This window comes from Amycolatopsis thermalba (assembly GCF_003385215.1).
Classification (GTDB): Bacteria; Actinomycetota; Actinomycetes; order Mycobacteriales; family Pseudonocardiaceae; genus Amycolatopsis_E; species Amycolatopsis_E thermalba.
In genome coordinates, this window is record NZ_PQHW01000051.1 from 29,862 (window position 1) to 46,680 (window position 16,819).

Annotated in this window: 12 protein-coding genes and 1 tRNA gene; 7 read left to right on the forward strand and 6 right to left on the reverse strand. The window is 70.4% G+C overall.

Annotation, left to right across the window (positions count from 1 at the left end):
* Nucleotides 1-20: 20 nt before the first annotated feature.
* The 3 genes from D0D15_RS20410 to D0D15_RS20420 all read right to left on the reverse strand — a co-directional run bounded on the left by D0D15_RS20410 (nt 21) and on the right by D0D15_RS20420 (nt 3,486).
* The gene (locus tag D0D15_RS20410) at nt 21-998 is read right to left on the reverse strand and encodes a beta-ketoacyl-ACP synthase III (protein ID WP_094004272.1); all 978 of its coding nucleotides are present in this window, start codon (nt 996-998) and stop codon (nt 21-23) included.
* Nucleotides 995-1,900, reverse strand: a complete 906-nt coding sequence (locus D0D15_RS20415) for an ACP S-malonyltransferase (RefSeq protein WP_162830616.1) — start codon at nt 1,898-1,900, stop codon at nt 995-997. Before D0D15_RS20415 ends, D0D15_RS20410 begins: the two co-directional genes overlap by 4 nt.
* Nucleotides 1,901-2,274: 374 nt before the next feature.
* Nucleotides 2,275-3,486 (reverse strand): PucR family transcriptional regulator, encoded by a 1,212-nt coding sequence (locus D0D15_RS20420; RefSeq protein WP_115944665.1) that lies wholly within the window; start codon nt 3,484-3,486, stop codon nt 2,275-2,277.
* Between the two features lie 246 nt (nt 3,487-3,732).
* Here D0D15_RS20420 and D0D15_RS20425 point away from each other — a divergent pair, with 246 nt between their 5' ends.
* Nucleotides 3,733-4,362: a nicotinamide mononucleotide transporter family protein gene (locus D0D15_RS20425; RefSeq protein ID WP_094004275.1), complete on the forward strand. Its 630-nt coding sequence runs from the start codon at nt 3,733-3,735 to the stop codon at nt 4,360-4,362.
* Here the strand turns inward: D0D15_RS20425 and D0D15_RS20430 are convergent.
* Nucleotides 4,343-5,956, reverse strand: a complete 1,614-nt coding sequence (locus tag D0D15_RS20430; RefSeq protein WP_094004276.1) for an L-lactate permease — start codon at nt 5,954-5,956, stop codon at nt 4,343-4,345. The two genes, D0D15_RS20425 and D0D15_RS20430, sit on opposite strands and share 20 nt — an antisense overlap.
* Before the next feature lie 210 nt (nt 5,957-6,166).
* On the opposite strand from D0D15_RS20430, the gene D0D15_RS37115 reads away from it, so the two are divergent.
* Nucleotides 6,167-7,756 (forward strand): restriction endonuclease, encoded by a 1,590-nt coding sequence (locus D0D15_RS37115; protein ID WP_233157124.1) that lies wholly within the window; start codon nt 6,167-6,169, stop codon nt 7,754-7,756.
* 249 nt (nt 7,757-8,005) lie between these two features.
* Here the strand turns inward: D0D15_RS37115 and D0D15_RS20445 are convergent, their stop codons facing one another.
* Together D0D15_RS20445 and aceE are read right to left on the reverse strand one after the other, a co-directional pair.
* The gene (locus D0D15_RS20445) at nt 8,006-9,217 is read right to left on the reverse strand and encodes an alpha-hydroxy acid oxidase (protein ID WP_094004278.1); all 1,212 of its coding nucleotides are present in this window, start codon (nt 9,215-9,217) and stop codon (nt 8,006-8,008) included.
* A 73-nt stretch (nt 9,218-9,290) separates the two neighbouring features.
* Nucleotides 9,291-12,098: a pyruvate dehydrogenase (acetyl-transferring), homodimeric type gene (gene aceE, locus D0D15_RS20450; protein ID WP_094004279.1), complete on the reverse strand. Its 2,808-nt coding sequence runs from the start codon at nt 12,096-12,098 to the stop codon at nt 9,291-9,293.
* A gap of 368 nt (nt 12,099-12,466) precedes the next feature.
* Here aceE and D0D15_RS20455 point away from each other — a divergent pair, with 368 nt between their 5' ends.
* From D0D15_RS20455 to D0D15_RS20475, 5 genes are all read left to right on the forward strand, one after another.
* Nucleotides 12,467-12,898, forward strand: coding sequence for a DUF3052 domain-containing protein (locus tag D0D15_RS20455; protein ID WP_094004280.1), 432 nt, complete (start codon nt 12,467-12,469; stop codon nt 12,896-12,898).
* A gap of 62 nt (nt 12,899-12,960) precedes the next feature.
* A complete protein-coding gene (locus D0D15_RS20460) occupies nt 12,961-13,425 on the forward strand; it encodes a peroxiredoxin (RefSeq protein ID WP_094004281.1) in 465 nt (154 codons plus the stop codon).
* Nucleotides 13,426-13,468: 43 nt separating this feature from the next.
* Nucleotides 13,469-13,540: transfer RNA gene (locus D0D15_RS20465), tRNA-Val, on the forward strand.
* A 254-nt stretch (nt 13,541-13,794) separates the two neighbouring features.
* Nucleotides 13,795-14,511, forward strand: coding sequence for an SAM-dependent methyltransferase (locus tag D0D15_RS20470; RefSeq protein ID WP_158224400.1), 717 nt, complete (start codon nt 13,795-13,797; stop codon nt 14,509-14,511).
* A 74-nt stretch (nt 14,512-14,585) separates the two neighbouring features.
* Nucleotides 14,586-16,733 carry a glycoside hydrolase family 15 protein gene (locus D0D15_RS20475; RefSeq protein WP_094004283.1) on the forward strand — a complete coding sequence of 716 codons (2,148 nt, stop codon included), beginning with the start codon at nt 14,586-14,588 and terminating at the stop codon, nt 16,731-16,733.
* The last annotated feature ends 86 nt before the right edge of the window (nt 16,734-16,819 follow it).

Consider the following 16,819-nt stretch of genomic DNA (forward strand, 5'->3'; position numbering starts at 1 on the left):
GCCTGCCGGCGATAGTGGTATCACGGGCAGATGACGACCTGTCCGGCGTAGGACAGGCCCGCGCCGAATCCAACCATCAGCACGACGTCACCCGATTTGACGGTGCCCGCTTTCCGCATGTGGTCCAGCGCCATCGGGATCGACGCGGACGAGGTGTTGCCCGAGAACTTGATGTCGTCGGCGACGACGAGGTCCTCCCGCGCGCCCTTGGCCTTCAGCCGCTTGGCGATCGCGTCGACGATCCGCAGGTTCGCCTGGTGCGGGATGAGCACGTCGATGTCCGATGGCTCCAGCCCGGCCAGCTCGACCGCCTTCAGCGCGATCGGCGCGATCTGCGTGGTCGCCCACCGGAAGACCGACTGGCCCTCCTGGTAGATGTACTTGTGGTCGCGCATGTAGATGGTGTCGACCAGATCGCCCGCGCTGCCCCACGACACCGGCCCGATGCCCGGCTCGTCGGACGGGCCGACCACCGCGGCGCCCGCGCCGTCGGCGAAGATGATCGCGTTGGCCCGGTCCACCGGGTCGACCACGTCGGTCAGCTTCTCCGCCCCGATCACCAGCACCTTGCCCGCCGAGCCGGCGCGGATCAGGTCGGAGGCGACACCCAGGCCGTAGCAGAACCCGGCGCACGCGGCGTTGAGGTCGAACGCGCCGGCCGCCTTCACCCCGATCCGGTCGGCGACCTGGCCGGCCGCGTTCGGGATGGGCGCGGGCATCGTGCAGTTCGGCACGATCACGGTGTCCACTTCGGACGGCTGCAGGCCCGCGTCGGCGAGCGCGGCGTTGCCCGCCTTGACCGCCATGTCGACCAGCAGCTCGTCCTTCTCGGCGAAGCGGCGCTCGATGATGCCGACCCGGTCGCGGATCCACTGGTCGTTGGTGTCCATGATCTGCGACAGGTCGTCGTTGGTGACGACCCGGTCCGGCTGGTAGCTGCCGACGCCCAGGATGCGGGTGGCGGCCGGACCCTGCTTCTGGCGCAACACCGGGCTCACAGGATCTCCTTCGCGGCGGGCAGGTCGGCGGGGGTCTTCAACGCGACGGTCTGGGTGACCGTGCCCTTGAGCTGGCGCTTGACCAGGCCGGTCAGGGTGCCCGCGGGCGGCAGCTCGACCGTCGCCGTGACGCCCAGCTCGACCAGGCCGTCCATGGTGAGGTCCCAGCGGACCGGGCGGGTGACCTGCTTGATCAGCCGCTCCAGGTACTCGGCGCCGCTGGTGACCACGGTGCCGTCGGCGTTGGACAGCAGCGGGCGGACCGGGTCCTTCGGCGTGATCGACGCGGCGTGCGCGCGCAGGGCCTCCTCGGCGGGGGCCATGTAGGAGGTGTGGAAGGCGCCGGCGACCTTCAGCGGCCGGACCTTCGTGCCCTCGAGCGGCTCGGCGACGATGCGCTCGATGGCGTCCTTGGCCCCGGACGCGACGATCTGACCGGCGCCGTTGCGGTTCGCCGCGGTCAGGCCGTGGCCCTCCAGCCAGGCGACGACCTCGTCCGGGTCGCCCAGCATGACGGCCGCCATGGACGTCGGCTCGATCGCGCAGGCCTTGGCCATCTCGGCGCCGCGGACGGCGGCCAGCGCCACGGCGTCCTCGGCGGTGAGCACAGCGGCCGCCGCGGCGGCCGCCAGCTCGCCGACCGAGTGGCCGGCGACCGGGGTGTCGCCCGGGACGTCGCCGAGGGAGTCGAAGGCCAGCAGCGAGAGCGCGACGATCAGCGGCTGCGTGATCGCGGTGTCCTGGATGGTCTCGGCGTCGGCCTCGGTCCCGAGGTGGACCAGGTCGAGCCCGGTGCGCTCGGACCAGCGCGCGAGCTTCTCGCGGGCGCCGTCGAGGTCGAGCCAGGGGGAGAACATGCCGGGCGCTTGGGAGCCCTGTCCGGGAGCGAGCACTGCTGTCACGCCTCTAAGGGAACATGCTCCCCCGGCGGGCCCGGGATGCCGCCGTTCACCAAGTCGGAGCGGCGATCTTGTAGAGGCCCTACAAAAATGGCGCCCGTAGGCCGTCTTCCAGCTCTGATGTGTTGTCGGTTCCGGGCAGGGCGGAAGTGAGACCGGTCACCCAGGGCAGGCTCGCGGGGCCCGGACGTGGATCTCGCGCGCACGAGCGTGGGACTCGCGTTCCTGAACGTGGGACTCGCGGGCGTTGACGGGGGACTGGCCGCGCGAGCTGGCGCCCTGTCGGCTGCCGCGGTCGTCGGCTACGTGCAACATCACCGGAGGTTGTGTGAGCTGGCGCCCTGGGAGCTGCCGTGGTCGTCGGTTGCGTGTGAACGTCACCAGAGGCCGCGTGCTCGGGCCAGCCGGCCCACCGTCAGTGCCACCCGCGGCCGCGGCGCGTCCCGCGGCTCGGTGGCGTTCCGGCCGGTCAGCTCGGCCGCCCTGCGCAGGCGGTAGCGCACCGTGTTGGGGTGCACGAACAGCTTCTTCGCGCACGTCTCCAGCACGCCGCCGGACTCCAGGTACTCGTCCACCGTCTGCAGCATCGTCGGGCCCGCGGCCTCCAGCGGCTGCGCGATCTCCTCGATCAGCAGCCGCTCGGCCTCGGCGTCGCCGGACAACGCGCGCTCGGGCAACAGGTCGGACGACCGCACCGGGCGCGGCGCCCCCGGCCAGCCCACCACCGCACGCAACCCGGACAGCGCTTCCGCCGCGCTGCGGTGCGCCTCGGCCAGGCTGCCCACCGTCGGCCCGGCCACCACCGGCCCCTCGCCGAACGCGCCGGCCAGCTTGCCGAGCACCTCCTTCTGCTTGGCGTCTCCCTCGGTCGGCCCGCCGGCCACGACGATCAGCCGCGACCCCTGGACGCTCAGCAGCACCGGCCGCCCCAGGCGCGCGGCCAGGCGCCGCACCTCGAACACCACGCTCGGCGGATCGTCCGAGGGCGGACGGCCGGCCAGCACGGTCGCCATCGCCGACGGCTCCCACCCCAGCGCCGCCGCCCGCGACAGCACCGCCTCCTCGGCGTCGCCGCGGACGATGCCGTCCACGACCAGCGCCTCCAGCCGGGCGTCCCACGCACCCCGGGCCTCGGCGGCCGCGGCGTAGGAGTTGGCCGTCGCGAAGGCGATCTCCCGGCCGTACCGGAGGATGCCCTCGATGAGCGCGGCGTGCTCGGCCTCGGTGGCGGCGAATTCCGGCAGCTGCTCCTCGAACACCTCGATCGCCAGCCGCACCAGCCCGACGGCCTGCCGCAGGCTGATCCACCGCGACAGGTCCTCCGGGGCGCCGCGGAAGGCCTCGGTGGTGAGCTTGAGCGCCTCCTGCGAGTCGCGCAGCCAGTCGACGAACCCGGCCGCGCCGGTCTGGGTGATCAGCAGGATGCTCGCCCGCTGCTCGGCGGGCAGACGCCCGAACCACGGCAGCCGCTGCTCCATCGCGGCGACGCTGGCCGAGGCGAGGCGTCCGGAGGCGCGCTCCAGCCTGCGCAGCGTCTTCGCCGAGAGGCCGTGGTGCTTGGCCGGCCGTCTGCTGTTGGTTTGGGTCATCGTGAACCGACTCTAACCGGCTGCCCGGTAAACGCGAGGCCGCCCGGCGCACGCGGTTCTCGCAGCGCCGGGCGGCCTCATCTCCCCGGTCCCCACCGGTAGGTCCACTATGGACCTTGTGGATATTTTTCCGCCAGTCTTCTCACTCGATCGTGCAAGTAATTTTCGACCGGTGTAGCGGGGCTCACTGCGGGTGAGGGAATCAGTGCCGGATGTGGCAGGTTGTTGCGGCAGACGGGAGGCGCCATGCACGTTCTGTTGCAGCACGGTTTGTCCGTTTTCGGGCAGTGGATCTCCATCGCGGAGCTGATCGGCCAACTGTGCGCGCTCGCCGTGGTCTTCCTGGCGCAGCGGCGCACCCTGTGGACCTGGCCGGTGCAGGTCGGCGCGACGGTGCTGCTGTTCGCCGTCTACGCTTCCGCACACCTGGGCGGGCTCGCGGCCCGGCAAGTCGCGATCCTGCTGATCTCGGTGTACGGCTGGTGGGCCTGGACCCGGCGCCGCGACCCGGTGTACGGGGTGGTCGTGCGCCGCGGCCGCGCCGTGGAACGGCTGGTGATGGCCGGGGCGTTCGGGGCGGGCACGGTGGCGATGGCGCTCGTGCTCGACGCGCTGCACGCGTCCTGGGCGCCGTGGCCGGACGCGGCGATCTTCATCGGCACGCTGGTCGCCTTCGCCGCGCAGGGCCGCGGTCTGGTCGAGTTCTGGCTGGTGTGGCTGGTCGTGGACGCGATCGGCGTACCGCTGCAGATCTCCTCGGGCCTGTACTTCTCCGCGGCGGTCTACCTCGTGTTCGCCGTCCTGGTCGTGCACGGCTGGTGGAGCTGGCACCGCGCCGCCGTCCGCCGCCCGGAACTCACGGCAGCATCCCGCTGAGGAAGCTCGCCTGCGCCACCACGATCAGGCACATCACGAGCAGCAGCCCCAGGCTCCACGGCAGCACCTTGCGCAACAGCGTGCCCTCCTCGCCGGGCAGCATCGCCGCCGCGCACGCGATGCTGAGGTTCTGCGGCGAGATCATCTTGCCCAGCACGCCGCCCGAGGAGTTGGCCGCGGCGAGCAGCTCGGGCGACAGCCCGGCCTGGTGCGCCGCCGTCACCTGGAGCGCGCCGAACAGGGCGTTGGCCGAGGTGTCCGAGCCCGAGACCGCCACGCCGAACCACCCGAGCACGGGCGACAGGAACGCCAGCCCCGCGCCCGCGCCGGCGATGAAGTAGCCGATCGTGGTGGCCTGGCCGGACAGGTTCATCACGTAGGCCAGGGCGAGCACGCTCGTCACGGTCAGGATCGCGAACCGCAGCTCGTGCACCGTGCCGCCCCACTCGCGCACCGCGTCGCGCGCCCGGACCCGCAGGAACACCGCGGTCAGGACGCCCGCGATCAGCACGAGCGTGCCGCCGGTGCTCAGGAACGGCAGCGAGAACGTGTTCCCGGAGACCGGCTTGCCCGCCGAGTTCGCCACCGACAGCGCGGGCCAGTCGAACTTCCAGGTGGCCGCGTCGAGCAGCCGCTTGACCGGCGGCAGCTGGCCGATCGAGAAGATCACGATGATCAGCCCGTACGGCAGGTAGGCGCGGACGACCTCGCCGCGGTCCTCCGGCCGGTCCAGCGTCTCGGTGGCGACGCCGGTCAGCACGGCGGTCCGGACCTCCGCGCGGGCCGGCTTCCGGGCGGCAGGCAGCGCGACCAGGGCCGCCGCGCCGGCGAGCGCGGCGCCGATGTCGGCCAGCTGGGCGGAGACGTAGTTGGCGGCGGCGAACTGCACCACCCCGAACGCCGCGCCGCACACCAGCGCGGGCAGCCAGGTTTCCCGCAGCCCGCGGCGCCCGTCGACGATGAAGACCAGCAGCAGTGGCACGAACACCGCGAGGATCGGCGTCTGACGGCCGACGATCGAGGAGACGGTGTCCAGCGGCAGCCCGGTGACCTGCGCGAGGGTGACGACCGGGGTGCCCATGGCGCCGAACGCGACCGGCGCGGTGTTGGCGACCAGCGCGACGACCGCCGCGCGCACCGGGGTGAACCCGAGCGCCACGAGCATCACCGAGCTGATCGCGACCGGCGCCCCGAACCCGGCCAGCGCCTCCATCAGCGCGCCGAAGCAGAAGGCGATGATCAGCGCCTGGATGCGCGGATCGTCGGAGACCCGGCCGAACGACCGCCGGAGCACGTCGAAGTGCCCGGTGCGCACGGTGATCCGGTAGATCCACAGCGCGTTGACGACGATCCACATGATGGGGAACAGCCCGAACGCGGCGCCCTGGAAGCCGCTGGAGACGGCCTGGCCGATCGGCATGCCGAAGATCGTGACGGCGACGATCAGGGCGACGGCCAGGCCGATCAGGCCGGCCTGGTGGGCCTTCATGCGGACCACGCCGAGCAGGACGAGCACGGTGGCCAGGGGGAGCGCCGCGACCAGCGCGGACAGGCCGAGCGACCCGGCCAGCGGGGCGAGTTCCTGCACGAACATGGCCGACCTCGATTCCACATCGCGGAAGTTGGGTTCCGCTGGACGTGGGGAGGAATGGTCCGGTCCTGCCGGGGTGTGGTCAAGTGGGGCGTTTCACTGATCGAGATGGGGTCCGGCTGACGTGGAAAGATCGCCGATTCGGCGCATCGTCAATCAAGCTGTATCTGGGATACGGTCGCTTGTCGAATCGGTGGGTTGTGGGGGTGTGCTGTGGCACGCAAACGTGGTTTCTTCGCCGAGCTCCAGCATCAGCAGATGTTGCAGGAGCGAGAAAGGCAGCGGCAGCTCAAGCAGGCGGCGAAGGAAGCCGAACAGGCGGCCCGCGCTCGGGAACGAGCATTGGCGCAGGAAGCCCGCGAACAGCGGGAATTGCATGTCAAGCAGCAACAGGACGAAGCGGCGGCCTACACCGTCGCCGCACAGGACCGGATGAATGAACTCGGCCGAGTGCTGGTGGACGGTCTTCGTCATCGAGGAGTGTTTTCATTCCGCCAAATGCGCAGGTCGTTCAGGCCGCGGCCGTTCGAAGCCCCGTCCGCTCTCGCCACCCCCGCGCGGCAACCGCGATGGGAGCGGTATGCGCCGCCGCCTCCTTCGGGTGTGGGCCGTTTGTTCAAGGGAACTCACAACAGAGCAATCGAGCAGGCCAAGGCCAGTTTCGCCCGCGACATGGCGCTTTATCAGCATAGCGAGCACGAACGTCTCACTGCGCTGGCAGCTGCCGAGGCGCGGCATCGCCAGGGTGAGGAATCTCGCCGACAAGAAGTGGAACAACACAACGCCCAGGTAGACGACCTGGAGAAACGAGTGATGGCAGGACTGCCGGAGGCGGTCGAGGACTATTTCGAGTTGCTGATAGAACGGTCGCCGTTGCCGGCCGACCTGCCAGTCGACGTCGAAGTCGCCTACCAGCCGGATTCGAAGAAGTTGCTCATGATCCGGGAGTTGCCCGGGGTCGACGTGATTCCTCAGAACCGTGAATACACGTATGTCAAGTCGCGAGACGAGATCGTCGCAAAGCCGCGGCTTGTGAAGGAGATCAAGCAGGCTTACGCGAACCTGGTTGCGCAGATCGTCCTGAGGACCATGCGCGACGTGTTTGAAGTCCGGCCGAGTGAGCTCGTGGACGAGGTGGCTGTCAACGCGCATGTGTCGACGCGTAACAGAGCTACCGGTAAACCCGAGCGCCCATGCCTGGTAAGCGTTTCTGCGACTCGCAAACAGTTTGAGGAACTCGTCCTCACCGAACTTGATCCCGCTGAATGCCTTAAGTACTTCAACGCGCTCGTGTCGCCCCACCCGTGGGACCTTGAGGCAGTGCGACCGATATTCGATCCGGACTTGTCGAAGTATCGGCTGGTGGACGCCCATGACGTGGCAGCGGGCCTGGGTGGTCGTCCGGTGCTCTTGGAGATGAAGCCCTTCGAGTTCGAGGTTCTCGTCAAACAGCTCTTCGAGGCAATGGGGATGAAATCCTGGGTTACACAGGCATCCCGTGATGACGGGCTCGATGCGATCGCTGTCAACGAAGACCCGATCATGGGTGGGGTGTGCGTTATTCAAGCGAAGAGGTACAAGGGGACTGTTGAACCAGATGCCGTCCGTGCGCTTGCCGGAGTGATGGATGACAAGCGCGCGAGTCGAGGCGTGCTGGTCACTACTTCACGTTTTGGCAAAGCATCGCACGATTTCGTTGCTCGTCACGGACGGATCCAACTCATTGAGGGGCCGCACCTCAAGCATCTACTGAGCGAATACTTGAATCTCGACGTACTGCTGGGGCCGCCATCGGGACGATGATCGTGCGGGTGGTGCGCAAAGTTGGGTTTGCGCTGCAGGGCTGGAAGCGCCGGCTTCGCTTCGCTACGCCCGGATTTGCCCCTCCCGGACCCGATCTTTCAGTGTTCGGTTGCCGAGAAGCGGCGTCAAGGCTGGAAAGAGTACCTTGACCCCGCTGCTCGGCAACCGATGTGGCTGGGGATCGGGTTGCGGGAGAGGGGCGGCTCGTGGGCCGTGGGGGCTTTCAGTGCCGGGTGGCGGTTTCGTTGTTTAGCGCAGGGTGGCGTGGGTTGGTTGTAGGTCGCTGATCGTGCGTACGCCCAGCAGCTGCATCGTGCGGATGATCTCCTGTCGCAGGATGTCCACGCACCGCTGGACTCCCCGCTCGCCCCCGGCCATCAGGCCGTAGAGGTATGCGCGGCCGATCAGGCACATCGACGCGCCGCGGGCCATCGCGGCCACGATGTCGCCCCCGGACAGGATTCCGGTGTCCACCCAGACTTCCGCGTCGTCGCCGATCGTGTCCAGTGTGGGGGTCAGGAGTTCCAGCGGGGTGGGTGCTCGGTCCAGCTGGCGGCCGCCGTGGTTGGACAGCACCACCGCGTCCGCGCCGTACTTCACCACGTCCCGCGCGTCGTCCGGGTTCTGGATGCCCTTCACGACCAGCTTGCCCCGCCACGTCTCCCGCACCCAGGCCAGGTCGTCGAAGCTCAGCGTCGGGTCGAACAGGCTGTTGATCAGCTCCGCGACCGTGCCGTCCCACGAACCGAACGACGCGAACTCCAGCGGCTCCGTGGTGAGCAGGTTGAACCACCACGCCGGGTGCATCGCGCCGTCGAGGAACGTGCGCAGCGTCAGCGTCGGCGGGATGGTCAGGCCGTTGCGCACGTCCCGCATCCGCGCGCCGCCCACCGGGGTGTCCACCGTCAGCAGCAGCGTGTCGTAACCGCTTTCCTCCGCCCGCCGCATCAGCTCCGCGCCCGCCGCGTGATCGCGCCACACGTAGAGCTGGAACCACTTCCGCGCGTGCGGTGCGGCCTTCGCCACGTCCTCGATCGACGTGGTGCCCATCGTCGACAGCGCGTACGGGATGCGTTCCCGTTGCGCCACCCGGACCACCGCCCGTTCGCCCTCGTGGTGCATCATCCGCGTGAACCCGGTCGGCGCGAAGGCGAACGGCAGCGCCGAGTGCTCGCCCAGCACCGTCACACTCGTGTCCACATCGGACACCCCGCGCAGCACGTTGGGGTGGAACTCCACGCCGCGGAACGCCTGCCGGGCGCGGCGCAGGCTGTCCTCCAGCTCCGCGGCGCCGTCGGTGTAGTCGAACACCGCCCGCGGCGTCCGTTTGCGGGCGATGGTGCGCAGGTCGGCGATGGTGTGGGCGTTGGACAGGCGCCGGTCGGTCGGGTTCAGCTTCACCGGCTTGGGTCGCAGGATCTGCTGCAGCTCACTGGGCCTGGGCAGGCGGCGTCGCGTCATCGGACCATCCTCGCGCACACAACCGTGGAGGCCACCCCCGCGACGGGGATGACCTCCACGGTGAACGGACAGATCAGGCGTTCCCGGCGTCGGTCAGCTGCGGACCGGCGGCCGACACGTCGTCGATCCGGTACTTCCGCGCGGCCTCGGCCACCTTGTCCTGCGGCACCTCACCGCGCTTGGCGAGCGCGGCCAGCGTGGCGACCGTGATCGACTCGGCGTCGACCAGGAAGAACCGCCGCGCCGCCGGACGCGTGTCGGAGAAGCCGAACCCGTCGGTGCCCAGGGTGACCATGTCGGTCGGCACCCACGGGCGGATCAGGTCGGGCACCGCGCGCATCCAGTCCGACACCGCCACGACCGGCCCGGTCGCGCCGGACAGCGCCTGCGTCACGTACGGCACGCGCGGCGACTCGCCCGGGTGCAGCAGGTTGTCCCGGTCGATCTCCACCGCCTCGCGGCGCAGCTCCGACCACGACGTCGCCGACCACACCGCGGCGCGCACGCCCCACTCCTCGGCCAGCATCTGCTGCGCCTTGAGCGCGTCCGGCATCGTCACGCCGGACACCAGGATCTGCGCCTCCGGACCGTCGCCCGACGGCGCCTCCGCGTACCGGTACAGGCCCTTGAGCAGGCCCTCGACGTCCAGGTTCGCCGGCTCGGCGGGCTGCCGGTACGGCTCGTTGTAGATCGTCAGGTAGTAGAAGACGTTCTCGCCGTTGCCGTCCGGGCCGCCCTCGCCGTACATGCGGCGCAGGCCGTCCCTGACGATGTGGGCGATCTCGAACGACCACGCCGGGTCGTAGGCCACCACGGCCGGGTTCGTGTGCGCCAGCAGCAGCGAATGCCCGTCGGCGTGCTGCAGGCCCTCACCGGTCAGCGTGGTGCGCCCGGCGGTGGCGCCCAGCACGAAACCGCGGGCCATCTGGTCGGCGGCCGCCCACAGGCCGTCACCGGTGCGCTGGAAGCCGAACATCGAGTAGAAGATGTAGATCGGGATCATCGGCTCGCCGTGCGTGGCGTAGGACGTGCCCACCGCCGTGAACGACGACGTCGACCCCGCCTCGTTGATGCCCTCGTGCAGCAGCTGGCCGTGCTCGGACTCCTTGTACGCCAGCATCAGGTTGGCGTCCACCGACGTGTACGTCTGCCCGTGCGGGTTGTAGATCTTGGCCGTCGGGAACATCGAGTCCAGGCCGAACGTGCGGGCCTCGTCCGGGATGATCGGCACGATCCGGTTGCCGATCTCGCCGTCCTTGGCCAGCTCGCGCACCAGCCGGACGAACGCCATCGTGGTGGCGACCTCCTGCTTGCCCGAGCCCTTGCGGACGGCCTCGTACACCTTGTCGCCCGGAAGCACCAGCGGCTTCGCCCGGTTGCGCCGCTCCGGGACGAACCCGCCGAGGGTCTTGCGGCGGCCCAGCATGTACTCGATCTCGGGCGAGTTCGCGCCCGGGTGGTAGTACGGCGGCAGCTTCGGGTCGCGCTCCAGCTCCTCGTCGCTGATCGGGATGCGCTGCGCGTCCCGGAACAGCTTCAGGTCGTCGAGGGTGAGCTTCTTCATCTGGTGGGTGGCGTTGCGGCCCTCGAACGCCGGGCCCAGGCCGTAACCCTTGATGGTGTGGGCCAGGATCACCGTCGGCTGGCCGTGGTGCTCCATCGCCGCCTTGTACGCCGCGTACACCTTGCGGTAGTCGTGGCCACCGCGCTTGAGGTTCCAGATGTCGGCGTCCGACAGGTCCTTGACCAGGTCCTTCGTGCGCGGGTCGCGGCCGAAGAAGTGCTCGCGGACGTAGGCGCCGTCGTTGGCCTTGTAGGTCTGGAAGTCACCGTCCGGGGTGACGTTCATCAGGTTGACCAGCGCGCCGTCGCGGTCGGCGTGCAGCAGCGCGTCCCACTCGCGGCCCCAGATGACCTTGATCACGTTCCAGCCGGCGCCGCGGAAGTACGCCTCCAGCTCCTGGATGATCTTGCCGTTGCCGCGCACCGGGCCGTCGAGCCGCTGCAGGTTGCAGTTGATCACGAAGGTCAGGTTGTCCAGGCCCTCCCCGGCGGCCACGTGGATGAGGCCCCGCGACTCCGCCTCGTCCATCTCGCCGTCGCCGAGGAACGCCCACACGTGCTGGTCGGAGGTGTCCTTGATGCCGCGGTCGCGCAGGTACCGGTTGAACCGGGCCTGGTAGATCGCGTTCATCGGGCCCAGGCCCATCGACACCGTCGGGTACTCCCAGAACGACGGCATCAGCCGCGGGTGCGGGTACGACGGCAGGCCGCCGCCCTCGCCCGCGTGCGACAGCTCCTGCCGGAACCCGTCGAGCTGCTGCTCGGACAGCCGGCCCTCGAGGTAGGCGCGGGCGTAGATGCCCGGGGAGGCGTGGCCCTGGATGAAGACGTGGTCACCGCCGCCGGAGTGGTCCTTGCCACGGAAGAAGTGGTTGAACCCGACCTCGTAGAGCGCCGCCGACGACGCGTAGGTGGAGATGTGGCCACCGACGCTGACGCCGGGGCGCTGCGCCCGGTGCACCATGATCGCCGCGTTCCAGCGGATGTAGGCCCGGTAGCGGCGCTCGATCTCCTCGTCGCCGGGGAACCACGGCTCGTTCTCCGTGGGGATGGTGTTGACGTAGTCCGTCGCGGTCAGCGGCGGGACACCGACGTTGCGCTCGCGGGCGCGTTCCAGGATCCGCAGCATCAGGTAGCGAGCCCGCTGCTGGCCGCCCCGGGCGAGAGCCTCGTCGAACGAGTCCAGCCATTCGGCTGTCTCCTCGGGGTCGATGTCGGGCAGGTGGGCCGCCAATCCGTCACGGATGACGCGGACCCGGGCCGGGGCCCGATCGGTGCTGGCGCCGGTGCCTGCGGCCTGGTCGTTCTGGGGGGCCAAGGGATCTCCTCGCCGGTTGTCACTTCGCGTGCGGGCACGGATGCCTCAGTCTGGCCGTGCCCTCTCTGTCATGGTCGTCTAGTCCGGGCTTCCCGTCATCGCTACTGAGCGGTAACGTTCACCTAAGTCCGCGCGCGCACGCGCGCGCGTTATGCCTACCCTAGGCCAGGTGTGCCCGAACGGGTCCCGCCGAGGGTCGTTTTGCGGTCGCGAACACCTCCGGCGAGGCCCTACGCTGCGCTACGAGTTGAGAGAGATCCGGTGTGGACGGTTGCGCCGGAGGCTCCGGGCGTGTTCGCTACACCCATCCGTATGTCGAGCGCGGCGGCGCTGTGCCGCCCGCGTCGTGAGTTGGAGGAGTGACTGCAGTGGTCGCCGCTGGAGACGCTGAGTACAGCAGCGTCGCCGAGAGGCTTGGCATCAAGCCGGACATGGTGGTTCAGGAGATCGGGTGGGACGAGGACGTCGACGACGACCTGCGTGCCGCGATCGAAGAACATATCGGCGGCGATCTCCTCGACGAGGACGCCGACGAGGTCATCGACGTGGTTCTGCTCTGGTGGCGGGAGGACGACGGGGACCTGGTCGACGCGATCATGGACGCGCGGTCGCCGCTCGACGAGAACGGTTTCATCTGGGTGCTGACGCCCAAGACCGGGCAGCCCGGGCACGTGCAGCCGAGTGAGATCGCCGAGGCGGTGCCCACCGTCGGGCTCGCGCAGACGTCGAACATCAGCGTCGGCCCGAACTGGGCCGGGACCAAGCTGGTGCCGCCGAAGACCAAGTCGAAGCAGCGCTGAACGGCCGCACGCTAAGGTGGGCGTGCGGCAAGTGCAACGTTGGCGATGCGAAAGGTGCTTCGATGGCGGTCGAGGTCGGTTCAGCTGCTCCGGATTTCACCCTGAACGACTACAACAAACAGCCGGTGACGCTGTCGTCGTTCCAGGGCGACAAGCCGGTCCTGCTGGTCTTCTACCCGTTCGCGTTCAGCGGGATCTGCCAGGGCGAGCTCTGCCAGCTGCGCGACGAGTTCGCCGAGTACGACGGCCAGGGCGTCCAGGTGCTCGGTGTGTCGGTCGACACACCGTTCTCGCTGAAGGCGTGGGCCGAGCAGCAGGGCTACCAGTTCCCGCTGCTGTCGGACTTCTGGCCGCACGGTGAGGTCGCCAAGCTGTACGGCGTGTTCAACGAGGGTGCCGGGCTGGCCAACCGGGGCACCTTCCTGATCGACAAGAGCGGCGTGGTGCGCTACGCCGAGGTCAACCAGCCGGGTGAGCCGCGCGACCAGCTCGCCTGGAAGCGAGCGGTGGCCGAGCTGCCGCAGTGATGCTCGCACCGGCGTCGCCTCGTGTGGGGTGCCGCCGGTTCGAGGGCGCATAGCTCAGCGGAAGAGCACCTCCCTTACAAGGAGGGGGTCGCAGGTTCGAACCCTGCTGCGCCCACCGTTTTCGGTGGCTGGTGCCTGCCTGTTCTGGCGTCCTGTCTCGTTGTGGGGCGGGCGCCGGGTGACTCGGCCCACCCACACGGGTCCTTTTCACGAAGCGGCGCCGGACGGGCGCACCCGTTGCTCCGTCCGGCGGCGTTCCCCGGGCGGTGTTCTTCTGTCACCGTCATCGGGTGCCGCCGGAGCCGGGTCCCCCGGACGATCGCCGGAAATTGGAGTGCGCCCCATCCCGCCACGGGGCAGGGTGCCGTCGTGGAACGTGACTTGATCTCGCGCCTCGCGCATGCCGACCATCCCATCGCGGCGCCCCTCGGGGACGCCTCGGTGAGCGCCCTGCTGGAGCGGGCCCTGCCGCGCGGGGACGAGCGTCTTCTCGACCTCGGGTGCGGTGGCGGCGAGTGGCTGCTGCGCGCCCTCGCCCTGGCGCCCGGGGCCACGGCGGAAGGCGTGGACGTCTCCGAGCCTGCCCTCGGCCACGCCCGCCGGGAGGCCGAGCGCCGCGGCCTCGCGGAGCGGCTCACGCTCCACCAGGCCGACGCGGCCGGCTTCGCGCCCGAGCGGCCGGCCGACGTCGTGCTCTGTGTCGGCGCTACCCACGCCTTCGGCGGCCTCCTGCCTGCCCTCGCGGCGGCCCGGAAGGTTCTCGCGCCCGGTGGGCGGGTCGTCGTCGGCGAGGGGTACTGGGAGCGCGAACCGAGCGCGGCCGCTGTCGAGGCCCTCGGCGACCTCCTGGACCTCCCCACCACGGTCGACACGATCACCGCCGACGGCTGGGTGCCGCTCTACGGTCACCTCAGCACGCGCCACGAGCTGGACGACTACGAGTGGAACTGGACCGGCTCACTCGCCGCCCGCAGCCTCGACCAGCCCGACGTGCTCGCCATCGCCGCCGCCCACCGGGACGGGTGGCTGCGCGGCTACCGGGACTGCTTCGGCTTCGCCACGCTCCTGCTCGCGCCGCTTGGCTGACCGGCCCCTTTCCCGCGATCCGCGGCGCTGGTAGATGTTGCCCAGGCCGGGCATCACGTTGTGGGAGGTTCACGATGACTACCTCGAGGCGGGATTTCCTGCGAGCGGCGGCGCTCGTCGGGGCGACGGCGGTGGCGGCACCGGCGGTGCCCGCGAGCGCGGGCCAGGGCGGTGCGGCGCCGGGCGGGCCGGGTGCCGACACCACCTTCACCCCGGCGGACAAGCTCGGGTTCGGCACGGCCCGCTCGGCCAGCCCGGTCTGGTTCACCCTCCAGGACGGGCGGCTCTCCGAGGTCTACCACCCCGACCTGAGCACCCCGGCGAGCCGCGAGACCCAGATCGTGGTCACCGACGGCGAGTCCTTTGTGGAGCGCGTGTCGGACGTCGAGCACCGCACCGAGCTGCCGGACGCCGGGATGCCCGCGTACCGGCAGACCGCGCGCGGCACCGGCTGGACGCTGACCACCCGGTACGTCACCGACCCGGACCGCGACTCCGTGCTGATCGACGTGGAGTTCCGGTCACGGCGGCCGTTGCGCGTGTACCTGCTGCACGATCCGGCGCTGGGCGGCGAGGGCACCGCCGACCGGGCCTTTCCGCAGGCCGGGGCGCTGGTGGCGTCCGACGGTTCCACCGCCAGCGCCATCCTCGCCCGTGGCGGGTTCAGCGAGTCGACGGTCGGCTACGCGGGCGTCAACGACGGCTGGACCCAGCTGGTGGCCGGCCGGGGACGGCTGGACCGGCGCTACGCGACGGCCGGGCCGGGCAACGTCGTCCAGCTGGGGCGGTTGCGGCTCGACGGCACTTCGCGGACCCGCGAGCTGGTCGCGCTGGGTTTCGGGACCGACGGGGACGCCGCGGTGCGCGCGGCGCGCGGTTCGCTGGCGCGGGGCTTCGGATCCGCCGCGTCGGCGTACGCCGCGGGGTGGCGGGAGTACCTGCGTGGCCTGCCCGCGGCGCCGGAGGGTGCCGACCGGCGGATCTACCTGACGTCCGTGGTGGCGCTGGCGTGCAGTGAGGACAAGCGGAACCCGGGGGCGTTCATCGCGTCGCCGTCGATGCCGTGGGCGTTCGGGTTCGACCGGGCGGTGGCGCCGGAGTACGGGTCCTACCACCTGGTGTGGCCGCGGGACCTGTACCAGATCGCGACCGGGATGCTCGCCGCCGGGGATCGCGCGGCGGCTGAGCGGGCGCTGGACTACCTGCTGCGGATCCAGCAGCCGGACGGGCACTGGCCGCAGAACACGAAGGTGTCGGGGGAGCCGTTCTGGACGTCGATCCAGCTCGACGAGACCGCCGCGCCGATGCTGCTGGCCTGGCTGCTCGACCGGGATGACGTGGTCACTGTGGACAGTCTGGTGCGGGGTGGGGACTTCCTGTTGTCCTACGCCAAGGACGGGTACTCCTCGCCGTACACCGAGCAGGAGCGGTGGGAGGAGCAGAGCGGGTACTCGCCGTCGACGATCGCGTCCGTGATCGCCGGGCTGGTGTGCCTGGCCGACCTGATGCGCCGCGCGGGACGCGACCCCGCCCGGTTCCTGGACGCGGCGGACCGGTGGCGCGCGGCGGTCGACGGCTGGACGGTCACGTCGACCGGGCCGTACGCGCCGCGCCCGTACTTCGTGCGGCTCACCAAGGACGGCGACCCGGACGCCGGAACCACCTACAACCTGGGCAACAACAACCCGGACCCGACCGACCAGCGAGCGGTCGTGGACGCCGGTTTCCTGGAGCTGGTGCGGCTGGGGGTACGGTCGCCGGAGGACCCGGTGGTGGTGAACTCGCTGGCCGTGGTCGACGAGCGGATCTCGACGGTGACGCCGTCGGGCCGGCACTGGCACCGGTATTCCGGCGACGGCTACGGCGAACAGGCCGACGGCGGCCCGTGGAACGTGAACCGGCCCGAGTTGCACCGCACGTACGGCCGGTTGTGGCCGATCTTCGCCGGCGAGCGCGGCGAATACGAACTACTGGCCGGCGACCGGGACGCGGCGGCCGGGCGGCTGCGGGACATGGCGGCGTGCGCGGGGGAGACGGGGTTGCTGCCGGAGCAGGTGTGGGACCGGAACCCGCCGTACCCGGCCGTACGCCCCGGGACGCCGACCGCATCGGCGACCCCGCTGGCCTGGACGCACGCGCAGTACCTGAGGCTGGCGTGGTCCGTGGCGCGGGGACGGCCGGTGGAGTACCCGGACGTGGTGGCGGAGCGGTATCTGGGGTAGCGGACGGCAAGCCGGGAGCGGGAGTGGGCAGGCTGCGCACTGGGGCCGGAGGGTTCTGGATGGCCGGGGGCCGGCAGTGGGGGTGG